The following is a 19329-nucleotide window of genomic DNA, read 5'->3' as shown; positions in this document are numbered from 1 at the left end:
TGGCATGAGTGACAAAACACTGACTCGGATGGATCTGAGCGAGGCTGTCTTTCGCGAAGTCGGACTGTCGCGCAACGAAAGTGCACAGTTGGTCGAAAGCGTACTGGACCATATGTCTGACGCATTGGTGCGGGGCGAACAGGTCAAGATTTCGTCTTTCGGTACTTTCAGCGTTCGCGACAAGACCGCTCGCATTGGCCGTAACCCCAAAACCGGAGAAGAAGTTCCGATCCAGCCACGACGCGTGCTGACATTCCGTCCCTCGCATCTGATGAAAGACCGCGTCGCCGCCGGAAACCGCAAATAACTTCGGGATCGAGAGGACATGAGCAAATCTCCCGACGCATTTCGCACCATAAGCGAAGTTGCGGATTGGTTGGGGGTACAAGCCCACGTCCTGCGCTTTTGGGAAAGTCGCTTTTCCCAGGTCAAGCCAGTCAAGCGGGCTGGGGGACGACGCTATTACCGCCCCAATGATATGCAGTTGCTCGGTGGGATAAAACGGCTGCTGCACGATGACGGCCTGACAATCAAAGGGGTTCAGCGCATTTTGCGTGAAGAAGGAGTCGCCCATGTCGCACGATTGTCGCAAAGCCTGGATGAACCGGCGGTTCAACAGGCCTCGGCCAAGGGCAACGTAATACCCTTCATGGAACATGCGGACACCCGTCCGACGGCCACGCAAATGGACATGGACCTTGGGGACCCTCCCGCACCACGGCCTCCCCTCGGGAGCAATGCGTCGACCGGGCTTGCAGGTGAATTCAAGACTGAGGACGATACCCCAAAAGTTGCGGTTCATAGCGAGATCGAATCTGATGGCACGGAATCGGGAGTTCTGGCAAAACTTTGGTCGATCGATCGGTTTGACAAGAAAAAACTGGTCCTGATTGCTCCACTCGCGCGTGATCTGAGGGCATGGCTGGATAAGGTCGACAATCAGGCAGCGGGATAAGAAAAAGGCAATGTTTTTCTCTTGCTCCTGCCGGGAAAACCATTATGAACACCCCAACGTCGGGCTATGGCGCAGCCTGGTAGCGCGTCCGTCTGGGGGACGGAAGGTCGCAGGTTCGAGTCCTGCTAGCCCGACCAAATCACACCGACGTACCATATCCGCAGGCCAGAACATCTGGCCCACAGAGGGATCGGCATGACAGGCGTATGCCCGAACCAGCAAATCGAGCAGATGATCGAACGCGGCCAGATTGCCGCAACACACCCGATCCTGGCGGCGCAAGTGCAGCCAGCAAGTCTTGATCTACGTTTAGGAATAGTTGCTTACCGTGTCCGCGCCTCGTTTCTGGCGGGCGAAGGCAACACGGTCCAAGACCGGCTTGAAGAATTCGAGATGCACCGCATCGACATCAGCGATGGCGCGGTTTTGGAAAAGGGCTGCGTCTATCTGGTGCCGCTGATGGAATCGCTCGCCCTGCCCCCGGACATTAATGCGGTTGCTAATGCCAAGAGTTCTACCGGGCGACTTGATCTGCTGACACGAACCATCACCGACAGCGGCACCGAGTTTGACCGGATTGCATCGGGTTATGTCGGACCGCTCTATGCTGAAATCTGCCCCCGATCTTTCTCAGTTCTGGTACGTCCCGGGATGCGGCTCAACCAGATCCGGTTCCGTCAGGGTCAGGCGATCTTGTCTGATACCGATCTAAGGACGGTGCACGCCAAAACTCCGCTGGTGGATGGCCCTGCGGTTATTCAGGACGGACTTGGGTTTTCCGTTGACCTGCGTCTACCCAACACTGATTTGGTGGGCTATCGCGCCAAACCGCATACCGGGGTTATCGATTTAGATCGAATCGGTGCCTATGAGCCGTTGGAATACTGGGAAGAAGTGCGCAGCAAGGATGGGCGCATCATTCTTGATCCCGGCGCGTTCTATATTCTCGTCAGCCGCGAGGCGGTTCACATTCCCCCGATGTATGCCGCTGAAATGGCTCCCTATCTCGCCATGGTCGGCGAGTTCCGGGTGCACTATGCGGGTTTCTTCGACCCCGGTTTTGGACATGCGGCCGCTGGCGGTGCGGGATCACGCGGGGTGCTGGAAGTGAGATGCCACGAAGCGCCCTTTGTGTTGGAGCACGGTCAGGTTGTAGGTCGCCTAGTTTATGAACAAATGGCCGAGTTGCCGACCCAGTTGTATGGCGCGGGCATCGCGTCGAACTATCAGGGTCAAGGCCTAAAGCTGTCAAAGCACTTTAAGGCGCCGTTGTAACCTACTACGTTGACTTAAAAACGTATAAACTTCCGCATCTGGCGCGAAATGCGTTGTGCCTGTCGAAATTTCTGTTTTTGATCTCGCGAGAGCTTTTGTCTCGGCTGCGTCTTTTCAGCCGAGGTGGCTTGGTCATCCAATCTGCGGGTCGCGGCGAAATCGACCCCAGTGTCGACGCCACGCTTTAGCAAGTGGCGTATAGCCTCTCGTACAATCCGGTCAATCAACCTGTTCAGGTTCATGTCATTCCTCTTCGAAGAGCTCGGACTGCCCGTCCTCACCTTCTACTTCGTCCCGCCCTTCGCCTATGGGCATCGCTCCGGGTGGTGGACGATTTTCCAACAATCCAGCGGCGCGCAGTTCTTTCAGGCCCGGAAGATCGCGGGCGCTTTCAAGGCCGAAATGGTCCAGAAACTGGGGGGTCACCACAAATGTCACGGGACGACCCGGCGTCATACGCCGCCGGCCCAACCTGATCCATTCCATTTCCAGCAACTGGTCGATTGTTCCGCGCGAGACAGAGACACCGCGAATTTCCTCGATTTCGGCGCGGGTACAGGGTTGGTGATAGGCGATGATCGCCAGCATCTCGATCGCCGCGCGGCTAAGCTTGCGTGTCTCAACCGTTTCCTTCTGCATCAGAAAGCCCAGATCGGGGGCAGTTCGAATAGCCCAGGCCTCACCCACCTGAACCACGCGTACACCCCGTCCTTCGTAACGCTTTTTCAGTAACTCCATGGCCTGGCTGGCATTACTGCCATGCGGCATCCGGGCTTCGAGATCGGCAATACTGACTGGTTCGGCGCTGGCAAAAAGCACCGCTTCGACCATACGTTCCTGTTCAGCCAAAGGAGGGGCATCGAACAGGTTCCCCGAAGTGTCATTCTGGGTCGCGTCAGTCACGTCGCTCTGTCCTCTTGCGCAATTGGATTGGGGCGAAGGTATCACTTTGGCGGATTTCCATATGCCCTTCCTTAACCAGTTCCAGAGAGGCGGCAAAGGTTGCCGCCGTTGCCGATCGGCGACGCATCGGGTCGGCGTTCCAACCGTCTGGTAAATAGCTGGCCATGTCCGTCCATGTGCCGGCAAAACCGATCAGCGGACGCATACGCTCCAACGCTTGTTCCATCGTGAACACCGCGTCGCGATCCATGACGAATGGGCGGAACTCATCACGGGTGCGAATGCGAGCATAGCCCTGCATCAGATCAAGCAGCGTCGCCGAATAACTGACCGTGCGGATACGTGTGACATCTTCACCCTGGCCGCGCCTGAAAAAGTCTCGTCCCAACTGGTCCCGGGCCATCAGCCGCGCAGCCACATCGCGCATCGCTTGCAAACGTTCAAGCTGGAACGCGAGATGGGCGGCCAGTTCCTCGCCCGATGGGCCTTCTTCATCAGGATCCGGGGGCAGTAGTAGCCGTGACTTCAGAAAGGCTAGCCATGCCGCCATCACGAGATAATCTGCGGCCAATTCAATTCGCAGTGCGCGGGCACGCTCCACGAAGGCCAGATATTGATGCGCCAACGCCAGAACCGAAATCTTGCGCAGATCTACCTTTTGCGTTCGCGACAAAGTCAGCAGCACGTCGAGTGGGCCTTCGAAGCCGTCGACATCAACGATCAACGCCTCGGCCGCCAAGCGATCCGTGACCGAGATCGTATCTTCGGTAAAAAGGTTATCCGACATACACCTGCCCGCCCATGAGGCGAGATAGTTCCGCCTCGGCGGCGTCGATGTCAAGTTCCTGCGGTGACTTGCGCATCGCTAGCGCCTGTTCGGCACGTTTTTGTGCGGCCTCCGTCATCTCTCCGGCGGCTTCCATCACCGCTGTACGTTCCGCGAGGGTTCCATTGCAGTGCAAAACCACATCACATCCGGCAAGGATCGCACGCCGGGACAAATTGCCCAACGAGCCATTGAGAGCCTTCATCGAGATATCGTCGGTCATGATCAACCCGCCGAAACCGATCTTTTGGCGAATAACCTCCATCATACGTGGCGAAATGGTCGCCGGCTCGTTGTCGATACGGTCATAGACCAGATGTGCAGTCATCCCCATCGGTAGATCGTTTAGCGCGCGGAAGGACGCGAAATCGGTTTGTTCAAGCTCTTCCAATGTCCGGCCTACATGGGGTAGGTCGAAATGGCTGTCCAAGGTCGCCCGGCCATGTCCAGGGATGTGTTTGACCACAGGCAACACGCCACCATCAAGATGGCCCTGCGCCACTGCGCGACCCAATCTCGATACGGTATCGGCATCGCGGCCATAGCAACGATTGAGCAGAAAAGAGTGTGTTTCAGGCTGTACCACATCGACCATTGGCGCGCAGTTGCTGTCGATACCCAAGCCCATCAACTCGTGGGCGATCAGACGGTACCGCAGGTACATCGCGCGTTCCGCGTTATCTCCTGCCCGATCGGCATGATCCAGTGGCGGCAACCACTCCCGCGCAAGAGGCGCATGCAATCGCTGCACCCGACCACCTTCCTGATCGATGGTGATCGGGCAATCACGCCCCACTGCGTCGCGGAAATCACTGCACAAGGCACGGACTTGGTCTGCAGTATCAATATTGCGGGCAAACAAAATGAACCCGAACGGGTTCAGTTTGCGAAACCGCTCTTTTTCCTCAACCGTCAGGCGAAGACCTTCGGCATCGGTAATCGTGGCCCCGAATCTCACCGCACGGAAACCGGGATACAATCAGCCCCCTGTGCCACCAATGCCGCACAGAACTGACGTGAATCACTCAGATCCTCAAACCCCATTGCGCGAAGACGATAGAATGTCCGCCCGCCGCTCGAGGTTTTTTGAATAACCCTTTGCTTTCCATCCATATAGTCGCCGAAACGACCAAAAAGCCGGTCCCATTCAACCTGAGCAACTTCGGCGCTTTCATAAGCGCCAAGCTGTGCAAGTCGTGTTCCAACCGCCAAGGTATCGGGATCAACATCCAGACCTGCGGCGGCTTTGACCGCCGCGTTGATGGCGGCCTGGGTATCGCTGCTCAGCTCGGTCCCGCTTGGCGTGGCCCGCGCAGGCCGACGGATCGGTCGAAGAGATTTGCGCACGCCTGGCTCACTAAGCAGAGCGTTGTCGGGCTGGCTCGCGATCAGATCGGCAGGATCGATGGCCGGTTCCTCATCGGGCAGTTCGAGAGCGGCGAGTTGCAACTCGTCCTGTTCCAGTGCTTCCACCGGGTCTTCGTTGGTGCCCGACAACTCTGCAACCAAAGAATCGACAGTGTCCTGCCGCAGGTCAGCGGCTTCCTGATCAGAGATTTCTTCTTCGACCACCAATACGGCGGGCGTGGGCTTCAGCAAGCCCATCGGCGCGTCTTCATCGACGAGCGAAACTGGTTTTGGCGCCAGGATGAGACGATCGGCAGGAGGCGCCGCGGACCCCTGCGCCGCAACTGTGTTGACCGCCAATCCTTGATGATCCGCCGGAGTGCCGCCCGGACTTTCGGGCTGGATTCGCATTGGCCCCTCAATCGCACGCACGACCGGAACGCCGCTGACATCACGCATCACCAGTTTGTAACCCCAGATGCTGATACCTGCGACCAGCGCCAGCGAGGCAACGGCACCAAGAACACTGACCATCCGGCCAAAACCGCCCGACGGCGGGAGAGCGTCCGAGAAATCGGAAATGTCCTGATAATCCGGATATTCCTCATCACCCGGAGAATGCATCTGATCCGTATGATACTCGTTCGCGGGGCCTGACAGCCCCGACTGATAGTAACTCGCCATATCCGCCTCACTGCCCGCATGCATCCAGCTCGGACGCGCGGGTCATTTCTTGCCTTGCTCCTCGGGCCGGCGGTTCGGGTGATATTGATTATCGCATCTCCTGCGCCGGCTTGACCCCAAGAATACCCAAGCCAGCCGAAATCACAACCGCAACGGCACGCGCCAAGGCTATTTTCGACTGGCTTGTGGCCACATCGCCATCCTGAAGGAAACGCAGCGAAGTTTCTTCGTTGCCCCGATTCCAGAGTGCATGGAAATCTCCTGCGAGTTCATAGAGATAGAACGCAATCCGATGCGGTTCATTCGTTCGCGCGGCAATTTCCACCAGACGTGGCCATTCGGCCATCTTTCTGGCCACTGCGAGCTCAGCCTCGTGATCGACCCGGGTCAAATCGGCAGCGACAAGTGTCGGAATGTCAGCCTGGATACCGGCCTCTTCGGCGCGGCGCAGTACGCTCATGATACGAGCATGAGCGTACTGAACATAAAACACTGGGTTCTCGCGGCTTTGTTCCAGCACCTTGTCGAAATCGAAATCCAGGGGAGCATCATTCTTACGTGTCAGCATCACGAAACGGGTCACATCCGGGCCAACTTGATCTACAACGTCGCGCAACGTGACAAAATTCCCGGCCCGCTTTGACATTTTGAATGGCTCGCCATTCTTCCAAAGCTTCACCAGTTGGGTCAACTTGATATCAAGCGACACCTTGCCATCGGACAGGGCCGACACTGCAGCCTTCATCCGCTTCACATAACCTCCGTGGTCGGCGCCAAAGACATCGATCAGAGCGTCATAGCCGCGCGTAACCTTGTCATAGTGATAGGCGATGTCCGGGGCGAAATATGTCCAGCTGCCATCCGATTTCTTGACAGGGCGGTCCACATCATCGCCATGCTCAGTAGATTTGAACAGAGTCTGTTCGCGTGGTTCCCAGTCCTCGGGTTTTTTTCCCTTTGGCGGTTCCAGTACACCTTCGTAGATCAGCCCTTTGCTGTCCAGCGACTCCAACGCCGCCTCGATCCGACCGGTGCCGTAAAGAGATTTCTCCGAGAAGAATACGTCCATCTCGACGCCGAGTTCTTTCAAATCGGCGCGGATCAGATCCATCATCGCATCGGTCGCGAAGTTTCGGATATCCTCCAGCCACTCAGATTCCGGACGATCAATCAGGCTGTCGCCATATTTGTCTTTGAGTGCCTCACCGATAGGGATCAGGTAATCGCCTGGATAAAGACCTTCGGCAATCTCGGGACTCAGCCCGTTGGCCTCGCGGTAACGTTCATAGGCCGACCGCGCCAGAACATCGACCTGAGCACCGCCGTCATTGATATAATACTCGCGGGTCACCTCATAGCCGGCATAGTCAAGCAGGCTAGCCAGCGCGTCGCCAAATACCGCGCCGCGTGTATGCCCAACGTGTAAAGGCCCGGTCGGGTTCGCCGAGACATATTCAACGTTAACTTTTTTGCCTTGCCCCATGTCGGAGCGCCCATAACCAGTCCCTTCAAACAGAATCGCCGACAAAACGCCTTGCCAGACCGATGACGCAAGGCGCAGGTTCAAAAAACCAGGGCCAGCAACTTCGGCATCGGTGATACGCACGTCGGAAACAAGTTTTGCAGCCAAAGCTTCGGCGATATCGCGCGGTTTCATCTTTGCTGGTTTGGCCAGCACCATCGCCGCGTTGGTCGCCATATCACCGTGTGCCGCATCACGCGGCGGTTCCACGGCGACATTGTCAAAGCTTAGTCCTTCAGGCAGCACGCCCTCGGATTGCATCTGTACCAGCGCGCCCAGAACGAGGCCGCGGATGTCGGAAAACAGGTTCATCGTGATGTCCTTTTGCTTGCCCGGCGGTTTATCACGCAAGACGACAAGGTCAATGGAACGCTTTGCCTTACTGCATCGCGTTCAGGTCCGTTTCAGTTCGCCCCCGGTCAGGCGTGCATGGTCTTGCAACGCAAACCGGTCGGTCATGCCCGCGATATAGTCAGACACCAATCGGGCCAGCGCGGTCTCATCCTGAGCTGTCTCAATGTCGGTATGCCAATGGCGCGGCAACTGTCTGGGATCGTGCAGATAGATCGGAAACAGCTCGTCTACGACTCTGGCAACCTGTGCGCGCACTTCCATGACGGACGGGGCGCGATACATGCGGGAAAAAAGGAAGGCGCGTATTTCTTTCAACTGCCCCCAGAGTTTGGGAGAGAACTGGATGACGGGGTAACCCAAGGCGCGTATTTCTTCTACGGATTTGGCGCCCGATTGCAAGAACAGTGCAAGTGAGGTTTTGATCACGTCCGAGACCATGACGCCAAAAACGCGCCGCAGCGCCTCGTGCCGACGACGATAGGCGTCAAGTTGCGGATAGGCCCGATCCACCTCGGCATAACAATCGCCCACAATGGGCAAAGCCGCGATTTCCTCGTCGGCGAACAAACCTGCCCGCAACCCGTCATGTAGGTCGTGGTTATTATAGGCGATATCGTCCGACAAGGCGGCCACCTGCGCCTCGGCACTGGCATGGGTGTGCAGTTCCAGGTCAAAGGCGGCATTGCATTCCGCCAAGGCCCAGGGCAACTCGCCAACAACCGGACCGTTATGTTTGGCAATAGCTTCAAGCGTTTCCCAGGTCAGGTTCAGGCCATCAAACTCGGCATAATGCCGCTCGAGCTTGGTGACGATCCGGATTGCTTGGGCATTGTGGTCGAACCCTCCATATGGCTTCATCAGCGCGTGCAGCGCGTCCTCGCCCGTGTGTCCGAATGGCGTGTGGCCCAGATCGTGAGCCAAGGCGACAGCCTCAGTCAACTCGGCGTTCAAACCCAGGGCACCTGCAATAGTCCGTGCTACCTGCGCCACCTCGATTGAATGGGTTAGACGAGTGCGATAGCTATCACCTTCGTGCTCGACGAATACCTGCGTCTTGTGCTTGAGCCGTCGAAAGGCGCTGGCATGGATGATCCTGTCGCGGTCTCGTTGAAAGCACGACCGGAAACTGCTTTCCTCTTCGGGTACGCGCCGCCCTCTTGCACGCTCGGGTGTCGAGGCAAAAACCGCTCTATCCAAAGCTCTAGTCCTTGTGACCTGTTGTTGCGCTTTCTATATTGTAGGTCGCTTGAGAAGAAAACCTTCGGAGATCGTTATGAACCTGCCCCCCAGAGTCACGGATCGCGCCTTTGACCGCCTGGCTGAAATCGGCGCGGCAGAGCAGGGTCAGGCCTTGCGCGTGGCAGTCGAAGGCGGCGGATGTTCTGGATTTCAATACGAAATCGCTCTGGACACACCAAAAGACGACGATCTGGTATTAGAAGGGAACGGCCAAAAAGTCGTTGTGGATGCAATCTCGCTGCCATTTCTGGAGAATGCAACGATCGATTTCAGCGAAGAACTGATCGGTGCGAGGTTCGTGATCGATAACCCAAATGCTACCGCGTCTTGCGGGTGTGGCACCTCATTTTCCATGTAAGCGTCAGTAGGGGCTTTGCCCCCAAACGCCCAAGATATATCCGGCAATGTAAAGCAGGGCTCAATATTTGGATTTAAAGCCAGAGAACTCAAAATTAAGCGAGCATCGGCATCTCCGCCTGAACCACTCAATTGTCTCGAAGAAATTGGCTAAGGATCCGGTTACTAAATCAACTGATGCTCACCCCGGAGCGCGAGGCAGAGCCGCGCAAACGACCTCAGCACCTTGCCGTCGGGTCGGTTCTACGCGATAGGTTGCCTCAGAATTACGGAGGATCGCGCATGAAAATCGCCACATTCAATATCAATGGCATTAAGGCACGAGCCGAAGCCTTGCCCCGTTGGCTGGATGATGCGCAACCAGACGTGGTGCTGCTGCAGGAAATCAAGTCTGTCGACGAGAATTTTCCGCGCGAATTGTTCGAGGAGCGTGGGTACAACGTCGAAACTCACGGGCAGAAAAGCTTCAACGGCGTGGCGATCCTTTCAAAGCTGCCGCTGGAGGGTGTCACGCGCGGATTGCCCGGCGATGACCACGACGAGCAGGCCCGATGGATCGAGGCGACAGTTGTGGGCAGGACCGCTTTGCGTATCTGCGGCTTGTACCTTCCGAACGGGAACCCGGTCCCGGGTCCGAAATATGGATACAAACTGGCATGGATGGAGCGCCTTTATGACCGTGCAAAGGCGTTGCTGGCGTCCGAGGAGCCGGCGCTGATGGCAGGTGACTACAACATCATTCCTCAGGTCGAGGATGCCAAGCGCCCGGACGCCTGGCGTGAGGATGCTCTGTTTCGTCTGGAGAGCCGTGAAGCGTTCCGCAAAGTCCTAAATCTCGGCTTTACCGACGCGTTCCGGGCATGCACGCAAGGCCCAGGTCACTACTCTTTCTGGGATTACCAAGCTGGGGCTTGGAACAAGAATGATGGCATCCGGATCGATCATTTCCTGATGACACCACAGGCCGCTGACCTGATGCTGGACTGTCGCATTGACGCCGAAGTGCGCGGGCACAACAAGCCTTCGGATCACGTGCCGGTCTGGGTGGAAATGGATATCTGACCCGATCAGGCGGTCACGTCATAGTCGTAGATCCACTCGTAACGACGGCTGAGCCTCGGCCCAATTGTTGCCAATGCCAATTGCGCAGCCAAACGTAGTGGCCCGCGGAGATGGAAATTTCGCGCATTGTTTGCCGCCGCCGCGACCACCTTTTGTGCACGTTTCACTCTTGCGTCCTCGTACGTCGCGAGAGCTTGCGGGATACTGCTTGCGCTTTCGAACGATCGAGCCAGAACCCATGCGTCTTCCAGGGCCAGACACGCGCCTTGCGCCATGAATGGAAGCGTTGGATGCGCGGCATCGCCCAAAATAGCCATATATTCGTTCTGCCAACTGGACGCGACGGGGCGCAGGAAAAGAGCCCAAAGGAACGTATCCTGCACCTCGCTCAGGATCTCGGCAACTTCACCGCCGAAGTCATGGAACCGGGCACGCAGATCATCCGGGTCACCCTTCCGACGCCACCCCTCCTCGCGCCAGTCGGAACGCTCTTCGACAGCCACAATGTTCATCAATGCATGATTTCGCAAGGGATACAAAACGACGTGGCGACCCGGTCCTATTGTGAGGCTGGCGTTCGTCTGCTTGGGTTTCTCACTCCAAGGGATTGTCGCGCGCCAGGCAACCTGATGCGTGAATTCCGGCGCTTCCTGTTCGTTCAACTCGGCCCGTAATCGGCTGCGGCCACCATCGGCAGCTATGACGCAATCAGTCGCGAGTTGTTCGCCGTCATCCAATTCGATTGTTGCGCCGTCCCCATCAGGCCGCGTCGCCACGACCGTTTTCCCAAGATTGATCTGGACCCCGTACCGAATAGCCGTTTCGTACAGCAAGCCGATCAGGTCGGCGCGATGAAAGTAATAGGTAGGCCCGATGCGCGGCACAGGCAATTTGGCGATGCGACGTCCGGTTCGATAATCTCGCACGACGGTACCGCTGGAGCACAGTCCGGCTCGCGGCGCATCGTCTATGATGCCAAGGGCACGCAGGACCACAATGCCGTTCGCACTGATCTGCAGCCCGGCCCCGACCTCGGCGATCTCCGGCGCCTGTTCGAGGATCCGAACCAAAGCGCCACGTTTTCGCAGCGCGATAGCGGCGGCAAGGCCTCCGATACCGCCCCCCACCACGCAAATTCTTAATCCAGTGATATCCATTCCGTTGGCATAACGAAAAAACGCCGAAGCGAAAGGCCCCGGCGTTCAATTCATCAAAGATGACTCAGCGATCAATCGTCGCGGTGAACTTTTTCGCGCCGTTCGTGCCGTTCCTGTGCTTCCAAAGTCATGGTCGCGATCGGGCGTGCATCCAACCGCTTGAGCGAGATCGGGTCACCGGTTACTTCGCAATAGCCATATTCGCCCTCGTCGATCCGACGCAGCGCGGCTTCGATTTTGGCGACAAGTTTTCGCTGGCGGTCGCGGGTGCGTAATTCCAACGCGCGATCCGTCTCCTCGCTGGCGCGGTCGGCAACGTCGGGAATATTGCGCGTATTTCCCTGAAGTCCTTCAATCGTGTCGCGGCTTCCCGCCAATAGTTCACTTTTCCAATTCAACAGCTTACGACGAAAATACTCAAGCTGGCGATCATTCATGAAAGGCTCATCTTCGGCCGGACGATAGTCCTCCGGCAGAAAAACTTCCTGTTTCATATCTGCTCCCTCGGCATGGCCGGACGCGTCGGTCATTGTTGCTTCACCTGACAATCGGCTCTCTCCTACTGCGGTGCGTTTATCCGACGGAACGAGGAATGTCACTACACAAACGCCGCGAAATCCGACCCGAATATCAACTTGTCTAATTATGAGACATCTTGCAGAAGAACCTTGTTTTTCTGTGATCTTTGTCTGGCATTTCTGCGGCACCATAGCTGAAGGCAAAGCGCTGTGCGCCGAATCAAGATCCCTTCGGTTACTGGCCAATGAGCGATCCATGCGACCCGGCGTCGGACTTGTAAATCGCCGCACCCGCGAGTAACCCGATGGCATCACCTATTGCTCTGATCAGCCGATTGACGAGAGATTCATGACCACACGTTTTCAAGGTACCGCTGAATATGTGGCGACCGATGACCTGAACATCGCCGTGAATGCCGCCGTCACACTGGAACGCCCCCTGTTGGTCAAGGGTGAACCTGGAACCGGCAAAACCGAATTGGCCAAACAAGTGGCTGGCGCGCTTGGGCTAAAGATGATCGAGTGGAATATCAAATCCACGACGCGGGCACAGCAAGGCCTGTACGAGTACGACGCGGTGAGTCGTCTCAGAGACAGCCAACTGGGCGAAGAGAAAGTTCACGACGTCAGCAATTATATCAAACGCGGCAAGCTGTGGCAGGCGTTCGATGCCGACGAGAAGGTGGTTTTGCTGATCGACGAAATCGACAAGGCCGATATCGAGTTCCCCAATGATCTGTTGCAGGAACTCGACAAGATGGAGTTCCACGTCTACGAGACCGGCGCGACGGTTCGGGCCAAGCATCGGCCCGTCGTGATCATCACGTCCAACAACGAAAAAGAATTGCCGGACGCCTTTCTGCGGCGTTGCTTCTTTCATTACATCCGGTTTCCCGACGAACCGACGATGCGCCGGATTGTCGAAGTTCATCATCCTGGTATTAAGGAAGCCTTGCTCACAACAGCGCTAACCCAATTTTATGAAATCAGGGAAACGTCAGGCTTGAAAAAGAAACCGTCGACGTCAGAAGTGCTTGATTGGTTAAAACTGCTTCTGGCCGAGGATCTGAGCGCTGAAGACCTGAAACGCGATGGGGCCAATGCTCTGCCGAAACTGCATGGGGCGCTGTTGAAGAATGAACAAGATGTTCATCTTTTCGAGCGCTTGGCCTTTATGGCCAGAAGACAACGCTAGACGGAGTTCGCAATATATGTACCCCTGCCCGCTTGCCTTGGCCGGAGCAGGATGCGACCATGCTATGCGATGAGACCAGTGCAGGCTGGCCAAAACCGGGGATATGAGCGTGACCAGTGAACTCCTGATCAGGGAATTGCGCCCAACGGACCGCTCCGAATGGGCCGAGATGTGGCAGGACTATCTGGTGTTCTACGAAACTTCGGCGACGGATGACATCTATGAAAGCACGTTTGCGCGGCTGCTGGGGGACAATCCTCAGGATTTCTCATGCTTCGTGGCCGAGCTTGATGGGCGACTCGTAGGACTCACTCATTACCTGTTTCACCGACACGCTTGGAAGATTGAAAACACTTGTTATCTGCAAGACCTGTATTCCCGCCCCGAAACTCGTGGACGCGGAGTTGGTCGTGCTCTGATCGAGGCGGTCTATGCCGAGGCTGATCGGCAGGGCGCGCCGTCGGTCTATTGGCTGACGCAGGAGTTCAACGAAACTGCACGCAAGTTATATGATCGCGTCGGCAAACTAACCCCGTTCGTCCGGTACAACCGCCAATGATACGTTTCGCCGCCCTGATATTGTCTACGATCCTTGCCGGATGCAGCACCTTTCCCCCGCAAGAAACCGCCACACGCTCGCAGATAGCTAGCAGTGTTCTGCCGCCGATGAAAAGCTTTACGACCGCGCACCCGAAAGCACCAACGCGGTCGAACGCCAATATTGCGGCAGATTTCCTTTCGTTGCATTTCGAGTTGGAAAGCGGACGCGAACTCCCCGTTTTCACGCGCTTTGAAACGCCAATCACGGTACGCGTCACCGGGTCGCCGCCTCCGACCATGACTGCCGATCTGGACCGTTTGCTGACACGGTTGCGCAGCGAAGCCAGAATCGACATTCACCGCACATTCGAAAGCAACGCGAACATTACAATCGAAGCGGTCAGCCGCGACCAGATCCACCGCGCGCTTCCTCAGGCCGCCTGTTTCGTTGTTCCCAATGTCTCAAGCCTGGCAGAATACCGCCGCGACCGGCGCAGCCCCAAGACCAACTGGTCAACCCTAACAAAACGGGAGCGGCTGGGCATCTTCATTCCCTATGACGTCAGTCCGCAAGAGGTCCGAGACTGCCTGCACGAAGAACTGGCGCAGGCATTAGGGCCACTCAACGATCTCTATAGATTGCCGGATTCGGTCTTTAATGACGATAATGTACATACCGTTCTGACCGGGTTCGACATGCTTGTTCTGCGCGCGACCTATTCACCTGAATTGCGCAGTGGCATGGGGCGCGGACAAGTGGCGTCGGTTCTGCCGGGGCTGCTGAGCCGTCTCAATCCGAACGGCGATTTCGTTCGTTCCGCAACATATTTCGAAACCCCTCGCAGTTGGATCGAGGCCGTACAGATTTCTTTGGGACCAAACGCCGATCCATTGCAGCGCCGCCGGGCCGCAAATCGTGCTGCCGTGATCGCCGAGCAATCTGGATGGAACGATCAGCGCCGCGCCTTCCCGCATTACCTTATCGGGCGGATGATCCAATTGGATGACCCCGAGCAAGCGCAGCTTCATTATGGTACTGCACTACATTTTCTATCTCAAACACCGGACACGGAGTTGCACCGTGCCTATGTCGCGGCCCAGACTGCGGCATACGCGATCTCGCAGGGCGATGGCACCACGGCCCTGCGCCAGATCAACCCCAGCATCGACGTGACCGCCCGCGCCGAGAATGCAGCAATGATGGCCACTCTGATGATGCTCAAGGCCGAGGCGCTGGATCTGACCGGCAAACCGGATCAGGCCCGCAACCTGAGGCTGGACAGCATTGGATGGGCGCGCTACGGGTTCGGCTCGGATTGGGAGGTTCGCTCGGTGATGGAAGACATCGCACTCTTGAACCCTCGCAAAAGATTGGGCGGATAAGAACAGATGATCGTTTTGGCTTTGGCCGCATTGGGGGCAATCGTGGGTGGTCTGACTGCCCGTAGACGCAACGGTAGCCGGGCGGATATTGCCCAATATGCCGCCGGATACGCAATTGCGTTTGCATTGGTGGGAATGGTCGCCACTTTGCTGGCCCACAGGTTCATGGTTTGACGCGATGTTCCTGCCTTTCTTCGAAAATCTCAGGAAAGCAAGCGTTCCCGTATCGCTGCGCGAATATCTGACCTTTCTCGAAGGAATGAAGCGGGGATTGGCTACCTACGACATCGAGGCATTCTATTACCTTGCCCGTGTTTCGATGGTGAAGGATGAACGCAACATCGACAAGTTCGACCGCGCCTTTGCCGCGAGCTTCAAGGGGTTAGAGGAGATCGGATTCGAACGGGTGTTGGAAGCCGTCAACATCCCTGCAGACTGGTTGGAAAAGATGGCCGAGAAACATCTGACCGATGAGGAAAAAGCCGAAATCGACGCTCTTGGCGGCTTTGAAAAGCTGATGGAGACACTGCGCGAACGGCTCAAGGAACAACAAGGCCGACATCAGGGTGGTAACAAATGGATCGGCACTGCCGGTACCTCGCCTTTTGGCGCCTATGGTTACAATCCCGAAGGGGTACGGATCGGCCAAAAGGAAAGCCGTCATCAACGCGCAGTCAAGGTCTGGGACAAGCGCGAGTTCCGTAATCTGGACGACACAGTCGAGTTGGGCACCCGCAACATCAAGGTGGCGCTCAAACGTCTGCGTCGTTGGGTTCGAGAGGGCGCCGCGATGGAACTTGACCTTGACGGAACCATCCGCGCCACTGCAGAGCACGGCTATCTCGACGTCAAGGAACGGCCCGAGCGTCACAACGCGGTCAAGGTGATCCTTTTCCTGGATGTGGGAGGATCAATGGACTCGCATATCAAGGTCGTCGAAGAACTGTTCTCGGCGGCGCGCGCCGAATTCAAGCATCTGGAATACTACTATTTCCACAACTGCCTTTATGAAGGCGTCTGGCGCGACAATCGTCGCCGTTGGGACGCACAGACACCTACGCACGAGGTTCTGCGCACTTATGGGCCTGACTACAAATGCATCTTCGTGGGAGATGCATCAATGTCACCCTATGAAATAGCTTACCCCGGTGGCGCCAACGAACATTGGAACCCCGAGGCCGGACAAATCTGGTTGCAACGCGCCCGCGAGCAGTGGGCGTCGAACCTGTGGATCAATCCAGTCCCCGAGAAATACTGGGACTATACCCATTCCATTGGCATGATCCGAGAAATCTTTGATGACCGCATGGTCCCGATGACGCTGGCCGGGTTGGAACAGGGCATGCGTGGTCTAACCCGCTGATTGCGACCAGAACCCTATTGATCGATCCTCAGACTTTCCAGCAACGACGGAACACCTGATCCACTTTCGGGCAGTTCGACATCCAGAAGCACTTCTCGCTTGGCCGGTATCTCGCCTTGACGCCCGGAAAACAGCACAAGCCGATGCGGGCGATGCGTCGTTTCCAGATAGAGTGTTGTCGACTGGCTGTTCTGGAAATTACCACTTACCATTTCAGCATCGAGCCGGAACTCGACCTGATAATTGTTTTGCACGGTCTCACTCAATCTGCGCGCCTGTTCTTCAGTCATGGGAATTTCGGAAACCTGCGGGAAAAACGTGTTTCTCATACCGAAACCGATCGGCAGCGACTGATAATTCTGATTTTGAACGCTAAAACTTTGTACTGGCAGAACCTTCCTGACAGGGTCGTAGGTGCCGACCTGAAGGGCCCCGCTGAAAGTCATCATTGTCGGCCCTCGGGTTTCACCGAATTCGGTCAAGACCTGTGCAGCGGTTTTTTTCGGTTGTACGCCACTATTCACATAGGTCTGCGCCAGATATTCCGCGACAGCATCACTGTCCGACAATGTTCCGATCGCGCGCACGAAATCCTCGCCGAAGGATACCGGACGCAAGAGAAATTCTGCGACCTGATCCGCCATTGTCTGACGGTCAGCCAAAGCCGGGGTGTAGTCGAACAGTATTTGAGACAGTCCCGGATCGGCAAACAGCGCGATTTGTTCGAGTTCCGTATCGCGCACGTGATGGCGGTTGGAAGCATAATGTTCCAGCGACGGCGGAACGTTTGGCGTTATCCGGGCAAAAACTGCCAGATAGAGACGATTGTCATTGCGCTGCCGCAGATAGTTGTCCAGTTGTCGCGCCTGCTCCACGCTTGCAACAAGTTCGTTCGGCAAGACGATGCCATCAAAGGCATTCGACACTTGCATGTTTCTCCAGCGTGGCGCGTTGTAGCCGCGTAGTTGTTCGCCATTCAATGGGAACGACCCAGTGTTAAAATCATACTCCCCAAGTTGAATCGCAGCCACATGGTAAACGTTGATCGGGCCGGTTTGACGACGTGTATCCAGCCCCTGCGCCAATTGGGTGCGCACCCGGTTGGCCAGATCCCGGCGCTCGAATACGGACCATTGATGTGCCTGTTTACCGGCAAGCGGCCCCTGGAATTGCTGGTATTCCACCGGCGTCAGCATACGTTCCGCGATCTCAACGGCCAGTTCGTCGTTTTGAAGGAATTCAGGGTGCTCGGCATAAGCACGAGCAGCCAATACGCGGGACCAGATATCGTCGTTATTGAGCGGCAGGTATCCCCGAACCGACTTCACCGGTCCAAAAACTCCTGCAAATTGCTCTATCGCCAATCCCGGCTTGATTTCAGGCTCCGCGGATCCTGCCGTTTTTGGCTGTTCGACTTCAGACGCAGTTTGCGCAACCGTCTCCTTAGTTGATTCCTCCGGTTTGTCTTCAACAGTTGGATCGAGTAGCCAGCCATTGTCGCGCTGCACAGTGAATGAGTATTGAACACCACGGTCCTCGCCTGACACCGCCAGTTCTTCAACATCCGGACAGCTTTGCGCCAAGCCTTTTGCCATCTGTGATACCATCCGATTCACTGGAGAACGGTCTTCGGCGAAGAGTGCCGTTGCTGGGCCTTCCAGTTTGAATTCGGGTGGTTCTGAACAGTCTATCGATGATGGTGCTGATAACGTCAGCGCACCTTCCGAAATTTCAATGCGATCCTGTGCCTGCGCGATTGTCGCAGACAATGCTAATACAGAAAGAGCACACCCGCCCCTGTGCCAAACATTCATAACCATTTCCCCAAACAAATCGCTTTCATCGATTGTGCGGCCACGTCTTTGATTGTCAAGAATTTGGAGCTTTTCAAATTCCGGACGTCAAAAGTACGCCTTGCCGGGATTGTCCGCCTGCCCCATATCTAGGTCATGCTTAGAGTAACCCCGATCCTGCTGGCCTTGCTATATGCCATCGTGATGTACCGAATTTCTGTTTGGCGAACGCATCGGGAGCTTGATGCCAAATCGACCGAGCTTGCCGATCCGGTTCTGAAACGGATGACCGATCGGTTGGCCGCCGCCCTCGATCTGGCCCGGATACCTGTCTATATATATGAGATCGACCCGGTAAATGGTCTCGCGGCCCCGGACGGGCGGATATTCATAACCCGTGGATTCTACCGCAAGTTTCGCAACGGAGACGTGTCGGCAGAGGAAATGGCCTCTGTCATCGCGCATGAGTTGGGTCACGTCGCCTTGGGTCATGCTAGGCGTCGAATGATTGATTTTTCGGGTCAGAATGCCCTGCGAACCGTACTGATCATTTTCCTGAATAGATTCGTACCGCTGATTGGCGTCTGGATCGCAAATGCCTTGACCTCTTTGCTGGCCTCTCGCTTGTCGCGGGCGGATGAGTACGAGGCAGACGAGTATGCCGCCGCGTTGCTGACCAAGGCCGGGATCGGAATCGAGGCACAGAAATCCTTGTTTCGAAAGCTGGAAGACCTGACACAAAAGCGCGCGGGTGTGACGCCCGCCTGGTTGATGAGCCACCCAAAAACCGGCGAACGTATTGCCGCGCTGGAAAAACTTGAACAGCGCTGGAAGACAATAAGCTGAGCGTCGAACC

At 56.4% G+C, this 19329-nt stretch carries 20 protein-coding genes and 1 tRNA gene; 12 read left to right on the top strand and 9 right to left on the bottom strand.

Annotated elements, in window-relative coordinates; translation table 11 throughout:
• Positions 1 to 4 precede the first annotated feature (4 nt).
• The 4 genes from ihfA (at position 5) to ACR0LZ_RS11550 (ending at position 2230) form a co-directional block, all read left to right on the top strand.
• On the top strand, positions 5 to 307 hold the full coding sequence (ihfA, locus tag ACR0LZ_RS11565; protein ID WP_480601149.1) for an integration host factor subunit alpha: 303 nt from the start codon (positions 5 to 7) through the stop codon (positions 305 to 307).
• 18 nt (positions 308 to 325) lie between these two features.
• On the top strand, positions 326 to 955 hold the full coding sequence (locus ACR0LZ_RS11560; RefSeq protein ID WP_480749959.1) for a MerR family transcriptional regulator: 630 nt from the start codon (positions 326 to 328) through the stop codon (positions 953 to 955).
• 60 nt (positions 956 to 1015) lie between these two features.
• A tRNA-Pro gene (locus tag ACR0LZ_RS11555) sits at positions 1016 to 1092 on the top strand.
• A 58-nt stretch (positions 1093 to 1150) separates the two neighbouring features.
• Positions 1151 to 2230 carry a 2'-deoxycytidine 5'-triphosphate deaminase gene (locus ACR0LZ_RS11550; RefSeq protein WP_480749957.1) on the top strand — a complete coding sequence of 360 codons (1080 nt, stop codon included), beginning with the start codon at positions 1151 to 1153 and terminating at the stop codon, positions 2228 to 2230.
• A 243-nt stretch (positions 2231 to 2473) separates the two neighbouring features.
• Here the strand turns inward: ACR0LZ_RS11550 and scpB are convergent, their stop codons facing one another.
• From scpB to ACR0LZ_RS11520, 6 genes are all read right to left on the bottom strand, one after another.
• The gene (gene scpB / locus ACR0LZ_RS11545; RefSeq protein WP_480749956.1) at positions 2474 to 3133 is read right to left on the bottom strand and encodes an SMC-Scp complex subunit ScpB; all 660 of its coding nucleotides are present in this window, start codon (positions 3131 to 3133) and stop codon (positions 2474 to 2476) included.
• Positions 3126 to 3920: a segregation and condensation protein A gene (locus ACR0LZ_RS11540; protein WP_480749955.1), complete on the bottom strand. Its 795-nt coding sequence runs from the start codon at positions 3918 to 3920 to the stop codon at positions 3126 to 3128. Before ACR0LZ_RS11540 ends, scpB begins: the two co-directional genes overlap by 8 nt.
• On the bottom strand, positions 3910 to 4917 hold the full coding sequence (gene nagZ, locus ACR0LZ_RS11535; RefSeq protein WP_480750008.1) for a beta-N-acetylhexosaminidase: 1008 nt from the start codon (positions 4915 to 4917) through the stop codon (positions 3910 to 3912). Before nagZ ends, ACR0LZ_RS11540 begins: the two co-directional genes overlap by 11 nt.
• Entirely contained in the window at positions 4914 to 5990 is a 1077-nt protein-coding gene (locus ACR0LZ_RS11530; RefSeq protein WP_480749954.1) for an SPOR domain-containing protein, read from the bottom strand. Before ACR0LZ_RS11530 ends, nagZ begins: the two co-directional genes overlap by 4 nt.
• Before the next feature lie 88 nt (positions 5991 to 6078).
• A complete protein-coding gene (argS, locus tag ACR0LZ_RS11525) occupies positions 6079 to 7824 on the bottom strand; it encodes an arginine--tRNA ligase (protein ID WP_480749953.1) in 1746 nt (581 codons plus the stop codon).
• An 81-nt stretch (positions 7825 to 7905) separates the two neighbouring features.
• Positions 7906 to 9063: a deoxyguanosinetriphosphate triphosphohydrolase gene (locus ACR0LZ_RS11520; protein ID WP_480749952.1), complete on the bottom strand. Its 1158-nt coding sequence runs from the start codon at positions 9061 to 9063 to the stop codon at positions 7906 to 7908.
• Between the two features lie 76 nt (positions 9064 to 9139).
• Between ACR0LZ_RS11520 and ACR0LZ_RS11515 the strand changes: the two genes are divergently transcribed.
• Positions 9140 to 9463 carry a HesB/IscA family protein gene (locus ACR0LZ_RS11515; RefSeq protein ID WP_480749951.1) on the top strand — a complete coding sequence of 108 codons (324 nt, stop codon included), beginning with the start codon at positions 9140 to 9142 and terminating at the stop codon, positions 9461 to 9463.
• Positions 9464 to 9744: 281 nt separating this feature from the next.
• Positions 9745 to 10524 (top strand): exodeoxyribonuclease III, encoded by a 780-nt coding sequence (gene xth, locus ACR0LZ_RS11510; RefSeq protein ID WP_480749950.1) that lies wholly within the window; start codon positions 9745 to 9747, stop codon positions 10522 to 10524.
• A 5-nt stretch (positions 10525 to 10529) separates the two neighbouring features.
• On the opposite strand, the gene ACR0LZ_RS11505 is transcribed toward xth, so the two are convergent.
• Positions 10530 to 11681 (bottom strand): FAD-dependent monooxygenase, encoded by a 1152-nt coding sequence (locus ACR0LZ_RS11505; RefSeq protein ID WP_480749949.1) that lies wholly within the window; start codon positions 11679 to 11681, stop codon positions 10530 to 10532.
• Positions 11682 to 11752: 71 nt separating this feature from the next.
• Positions 11753 to 12175: an RNA polymerase-binding protein DksA gene (gene dksA / locus ACR0LZ_RS11500; protein WP_480750007.1), complete on the bottom strand. Its 423-nt coding sequence runs from the start codon at positions 12173 to 12175 to the stop codon at positions 11753 to 11755.
• Between the two features lie 373 nt (positions 12176 to 12548).
• On the opposite strand from dksA, the gene ACR0LZ_RS11495 reads away from it, so the two are divergent.
• The 5 genes from ACR0LZ_RS11495 to ACR0LZ_RS11475 all read left to right on the top strand — a co-directional run bounded on the left by ACR0LZ_RS11495 (position 12549) and on the right by ACR0LZ_RS11475 (position 16680).
• A complete protein-coding gene (locus ACR0LZ_RS11495) occupies positions 12549 to 13394 on the top strand; it encodes an AAA family ATPase (protein WP_480749948.1) in 846 nt (281 codons plus the stop codon).
• Positions 13395 to 13497: 103 nt separating this feature from the next.
• Positions 13498 to 13953 carry an N-acetyltransferase family protein gene (locus tag ACR0LZ_RS11490; protein ID WP_480749947.1) on the top strand — a complete coding sequence of 152 codons (456 nt, stop codon included), beginning with the start codon at positions 13498 to 13500 and terminating at the stop codon, positions 13951 to 13953.
• Positions 13950 to 15317, top strand: a complete 1368-nt coding sequence (locus ACR0LZ_RS11485; protein ID WP_480749946.1) for a DUF2927 domain-containing protein — start codon at positions 13950 to 13952, stop codon at positions 15315 to 15317. Before ACR0LZ_RS11490 ends, ACR0LZ_RS11485 begins: the two co-directional genes overlap by 4 nt.
• Before the next feature lie 6 nt (positions 15318 to 15323).
• Positions 15324 to 15491: an apolipoprotein acyltransferase gene (locus ACR0LZ_RS11480; protein WP_480749945.1), complete on the top strand. Its 168-nt coding sequence runs from the start codon at positions 15324 to 15326 to the stop codon at positions 15489 to 15491.
• Positions 15492 to 15495: 4 nt separating this feature from the next.
• Positions 15496 to 16680: a vWA domain-containing protein gene (locus ACR0LZ_RS11475; protein WP_480749944.1), complete on the top strand. Its 1185-nt coding sequence runs from the start codon at positions 15496 to 15498 to the stop codon at positions 16678 to 16680.
• Positions 16681 to 16694: 14 nt separating this feature from the next.
• Here the strand turns inward: ACR0LZ_RS11475 and ACR0LZ_RS11470 are convergent, their stop codons facing one another.
• Positions 16695 to 18494, bottom strand: a complete 1800-nt coding sequence (locus tag ACR0LZ_RS11470) for a hypothetical protein (protein ID WP_480749943.1) — start codon at positions 18492 to 18494, stop codon at positions 16695 to 16697.
• Positions 18495 to 18629: 135 nt separating this feature from the next.
• Between ACR0LZ_RS11470 and ACR0LZ_RS11465 the strand changes: the two genes are divergently transcribed.
• A complete protein-coding gene (locus ACR0LZ_RS11465) occupies positions 18630 to 19319 on the top strand; it encodes a M48 family metallopeptidase (RefSeq protein ID WP_480749942.1) in 690 nt (229 codons plus the stop codon).
• Positions 19320 to 19329: the final 10 nt, after the last annotated feature.

The sequence above is a fragment of the Ruegeria sp. CI1 genome, assembly GCF_056536925.1.
Note: the sequence above shows the minus strand (reverse complement) of the source record. Positions and strands in the feature narration are given on the sequence as shown.

What these genes read in the sequence shown, in the direction of transcription:
- ihfA (WP_480601149.1), top strand. Translation starts at nt 5, where the DNA reads ATGAGTGACAAAACACTGACTCGGATGGATCTGAGCGAGGCTGTCTTT.
- ACR0LZ_RS11560 (WP_480749959.1), top strand. Translation starts at nt 326, where the DNA reads ATGAGCAAATCTCCCGACGCATTTCGCACCATAAGCGAAGTTGCGGAT.
- ACR0LZ_RS11550 (WP_480749957.1), top strand. Translation starts at nt 1,151, where the DNA reads ATGACAGGCGTATGCCCGAACCAGCAAATCGAGCAGATGATCGAACGC.
- ACR0LZ_RS11540 (WP_480749955.1), bottom strand. Translation starts at nt 3,920, where the DNA reads ATGTCGGATAACCTTTTTACCGAAGATACGATCTCGGTCACGGATCGC.
- ACR0LZ_RS11530 (WP_480749954.1), bottom strand. Translation starts at nt 5,990, where the DNA reads ATGGCGAGTTACTATCAGTCGGGGCTGTCAGGCCCCGCGAACGAGTAT.
- argS (WP_480749953.1), bottom strand. Translation starts at nt 7,824, where the DNA reads ATGAACCTGTTTTCCGACATCCGCGGCCTCGTTCTGGGCGCGCTGGTA.
- ACR0LZ_RS11515 (WP_480749951.1), top strand. Translation starts at nt 9,140, where the DNA reads ATGAACCTGCCCCCCAGAGTCACGGATCGCGCCTTTGACCGCCTGGCT.
- xth (WP_480749950.1), top strand. Translation starts at nt 9,745, where the DNA reads ATGAAAATCGCCACATTCAATATCAATGGCATTAAGGCACGAGCCGAA.
- ACR0LZ_RS11505 (WP_480749949.1), bottom strand. Translation starts at nt 11,681, where the DNA reads ATGGATATCACTGGATTAAGAATTTGCGTGGTGGGGGGCGGTATCGGA.
- dksA (WP_480750007.1), bottom strand. Translation starts at nt 12,175, where the DNA reads ATGAAACAGGAAGTTTTTCTGCCGGAGGACTATCGTCCGGCCGAAGAT.
- ACR0LZ_RS11495 (WP_480749948.1), top strand. Translation starts at nt 12,549, where the DNA reads ATGACCACACGTTTTCAAGGTACCGCTGAATATGTGGCGACCGATGAC.
- ACR0LZ_RS11490 (WP_480749947.1), top strand. Translation starts at nt 13,498, where the DNA reads ATGAGCGTGACCAGTGAACTCCTGATCAGGGAATTGCGCCCAACGGAC.
- ACR0LZ_RS11485 (WP_480749946.1), top strand. Translation starts at nt 13,950, where the DNA reads ATGATACGTTTCGCCGCCCTGATATTGTCTACGATCCTTGCCGGATGC.
- ACR0LZ_RS11480 (WP_480749945.1), top strand. Translation starts at nt 15,324, where the DNA reads ATGATCGTTTTGGCTTTGGCCGCATTGGGGGCAATCGTGGGTGGTCTG.
- ACR0LZ_RS11475 (WP_480749944.1), top strand. Translation starts at nt 15,496, where the DNA reads ATGTTCCTGCCTTTCTTCGAAAATCTCAGGAAAGCAAGCGTTCCCGTA.
- ACR0LZ_RS11470 (WP_480749943.1), bottom strand. Translation starts at nt 18,494, where the DNA reads ATGAATGTTTGGCACAGGGGCGGGTGTGCTCTTTCTGTATTAGCATTG.
- ACR0LZ_RS11465 (WP_480749942.1), top strand. Translation starts at nt 18,630, where the DNA reads ATGCTTAGAGTAACCCCGATCCTGCTGGCCTTGCTATATGCCATCGTG.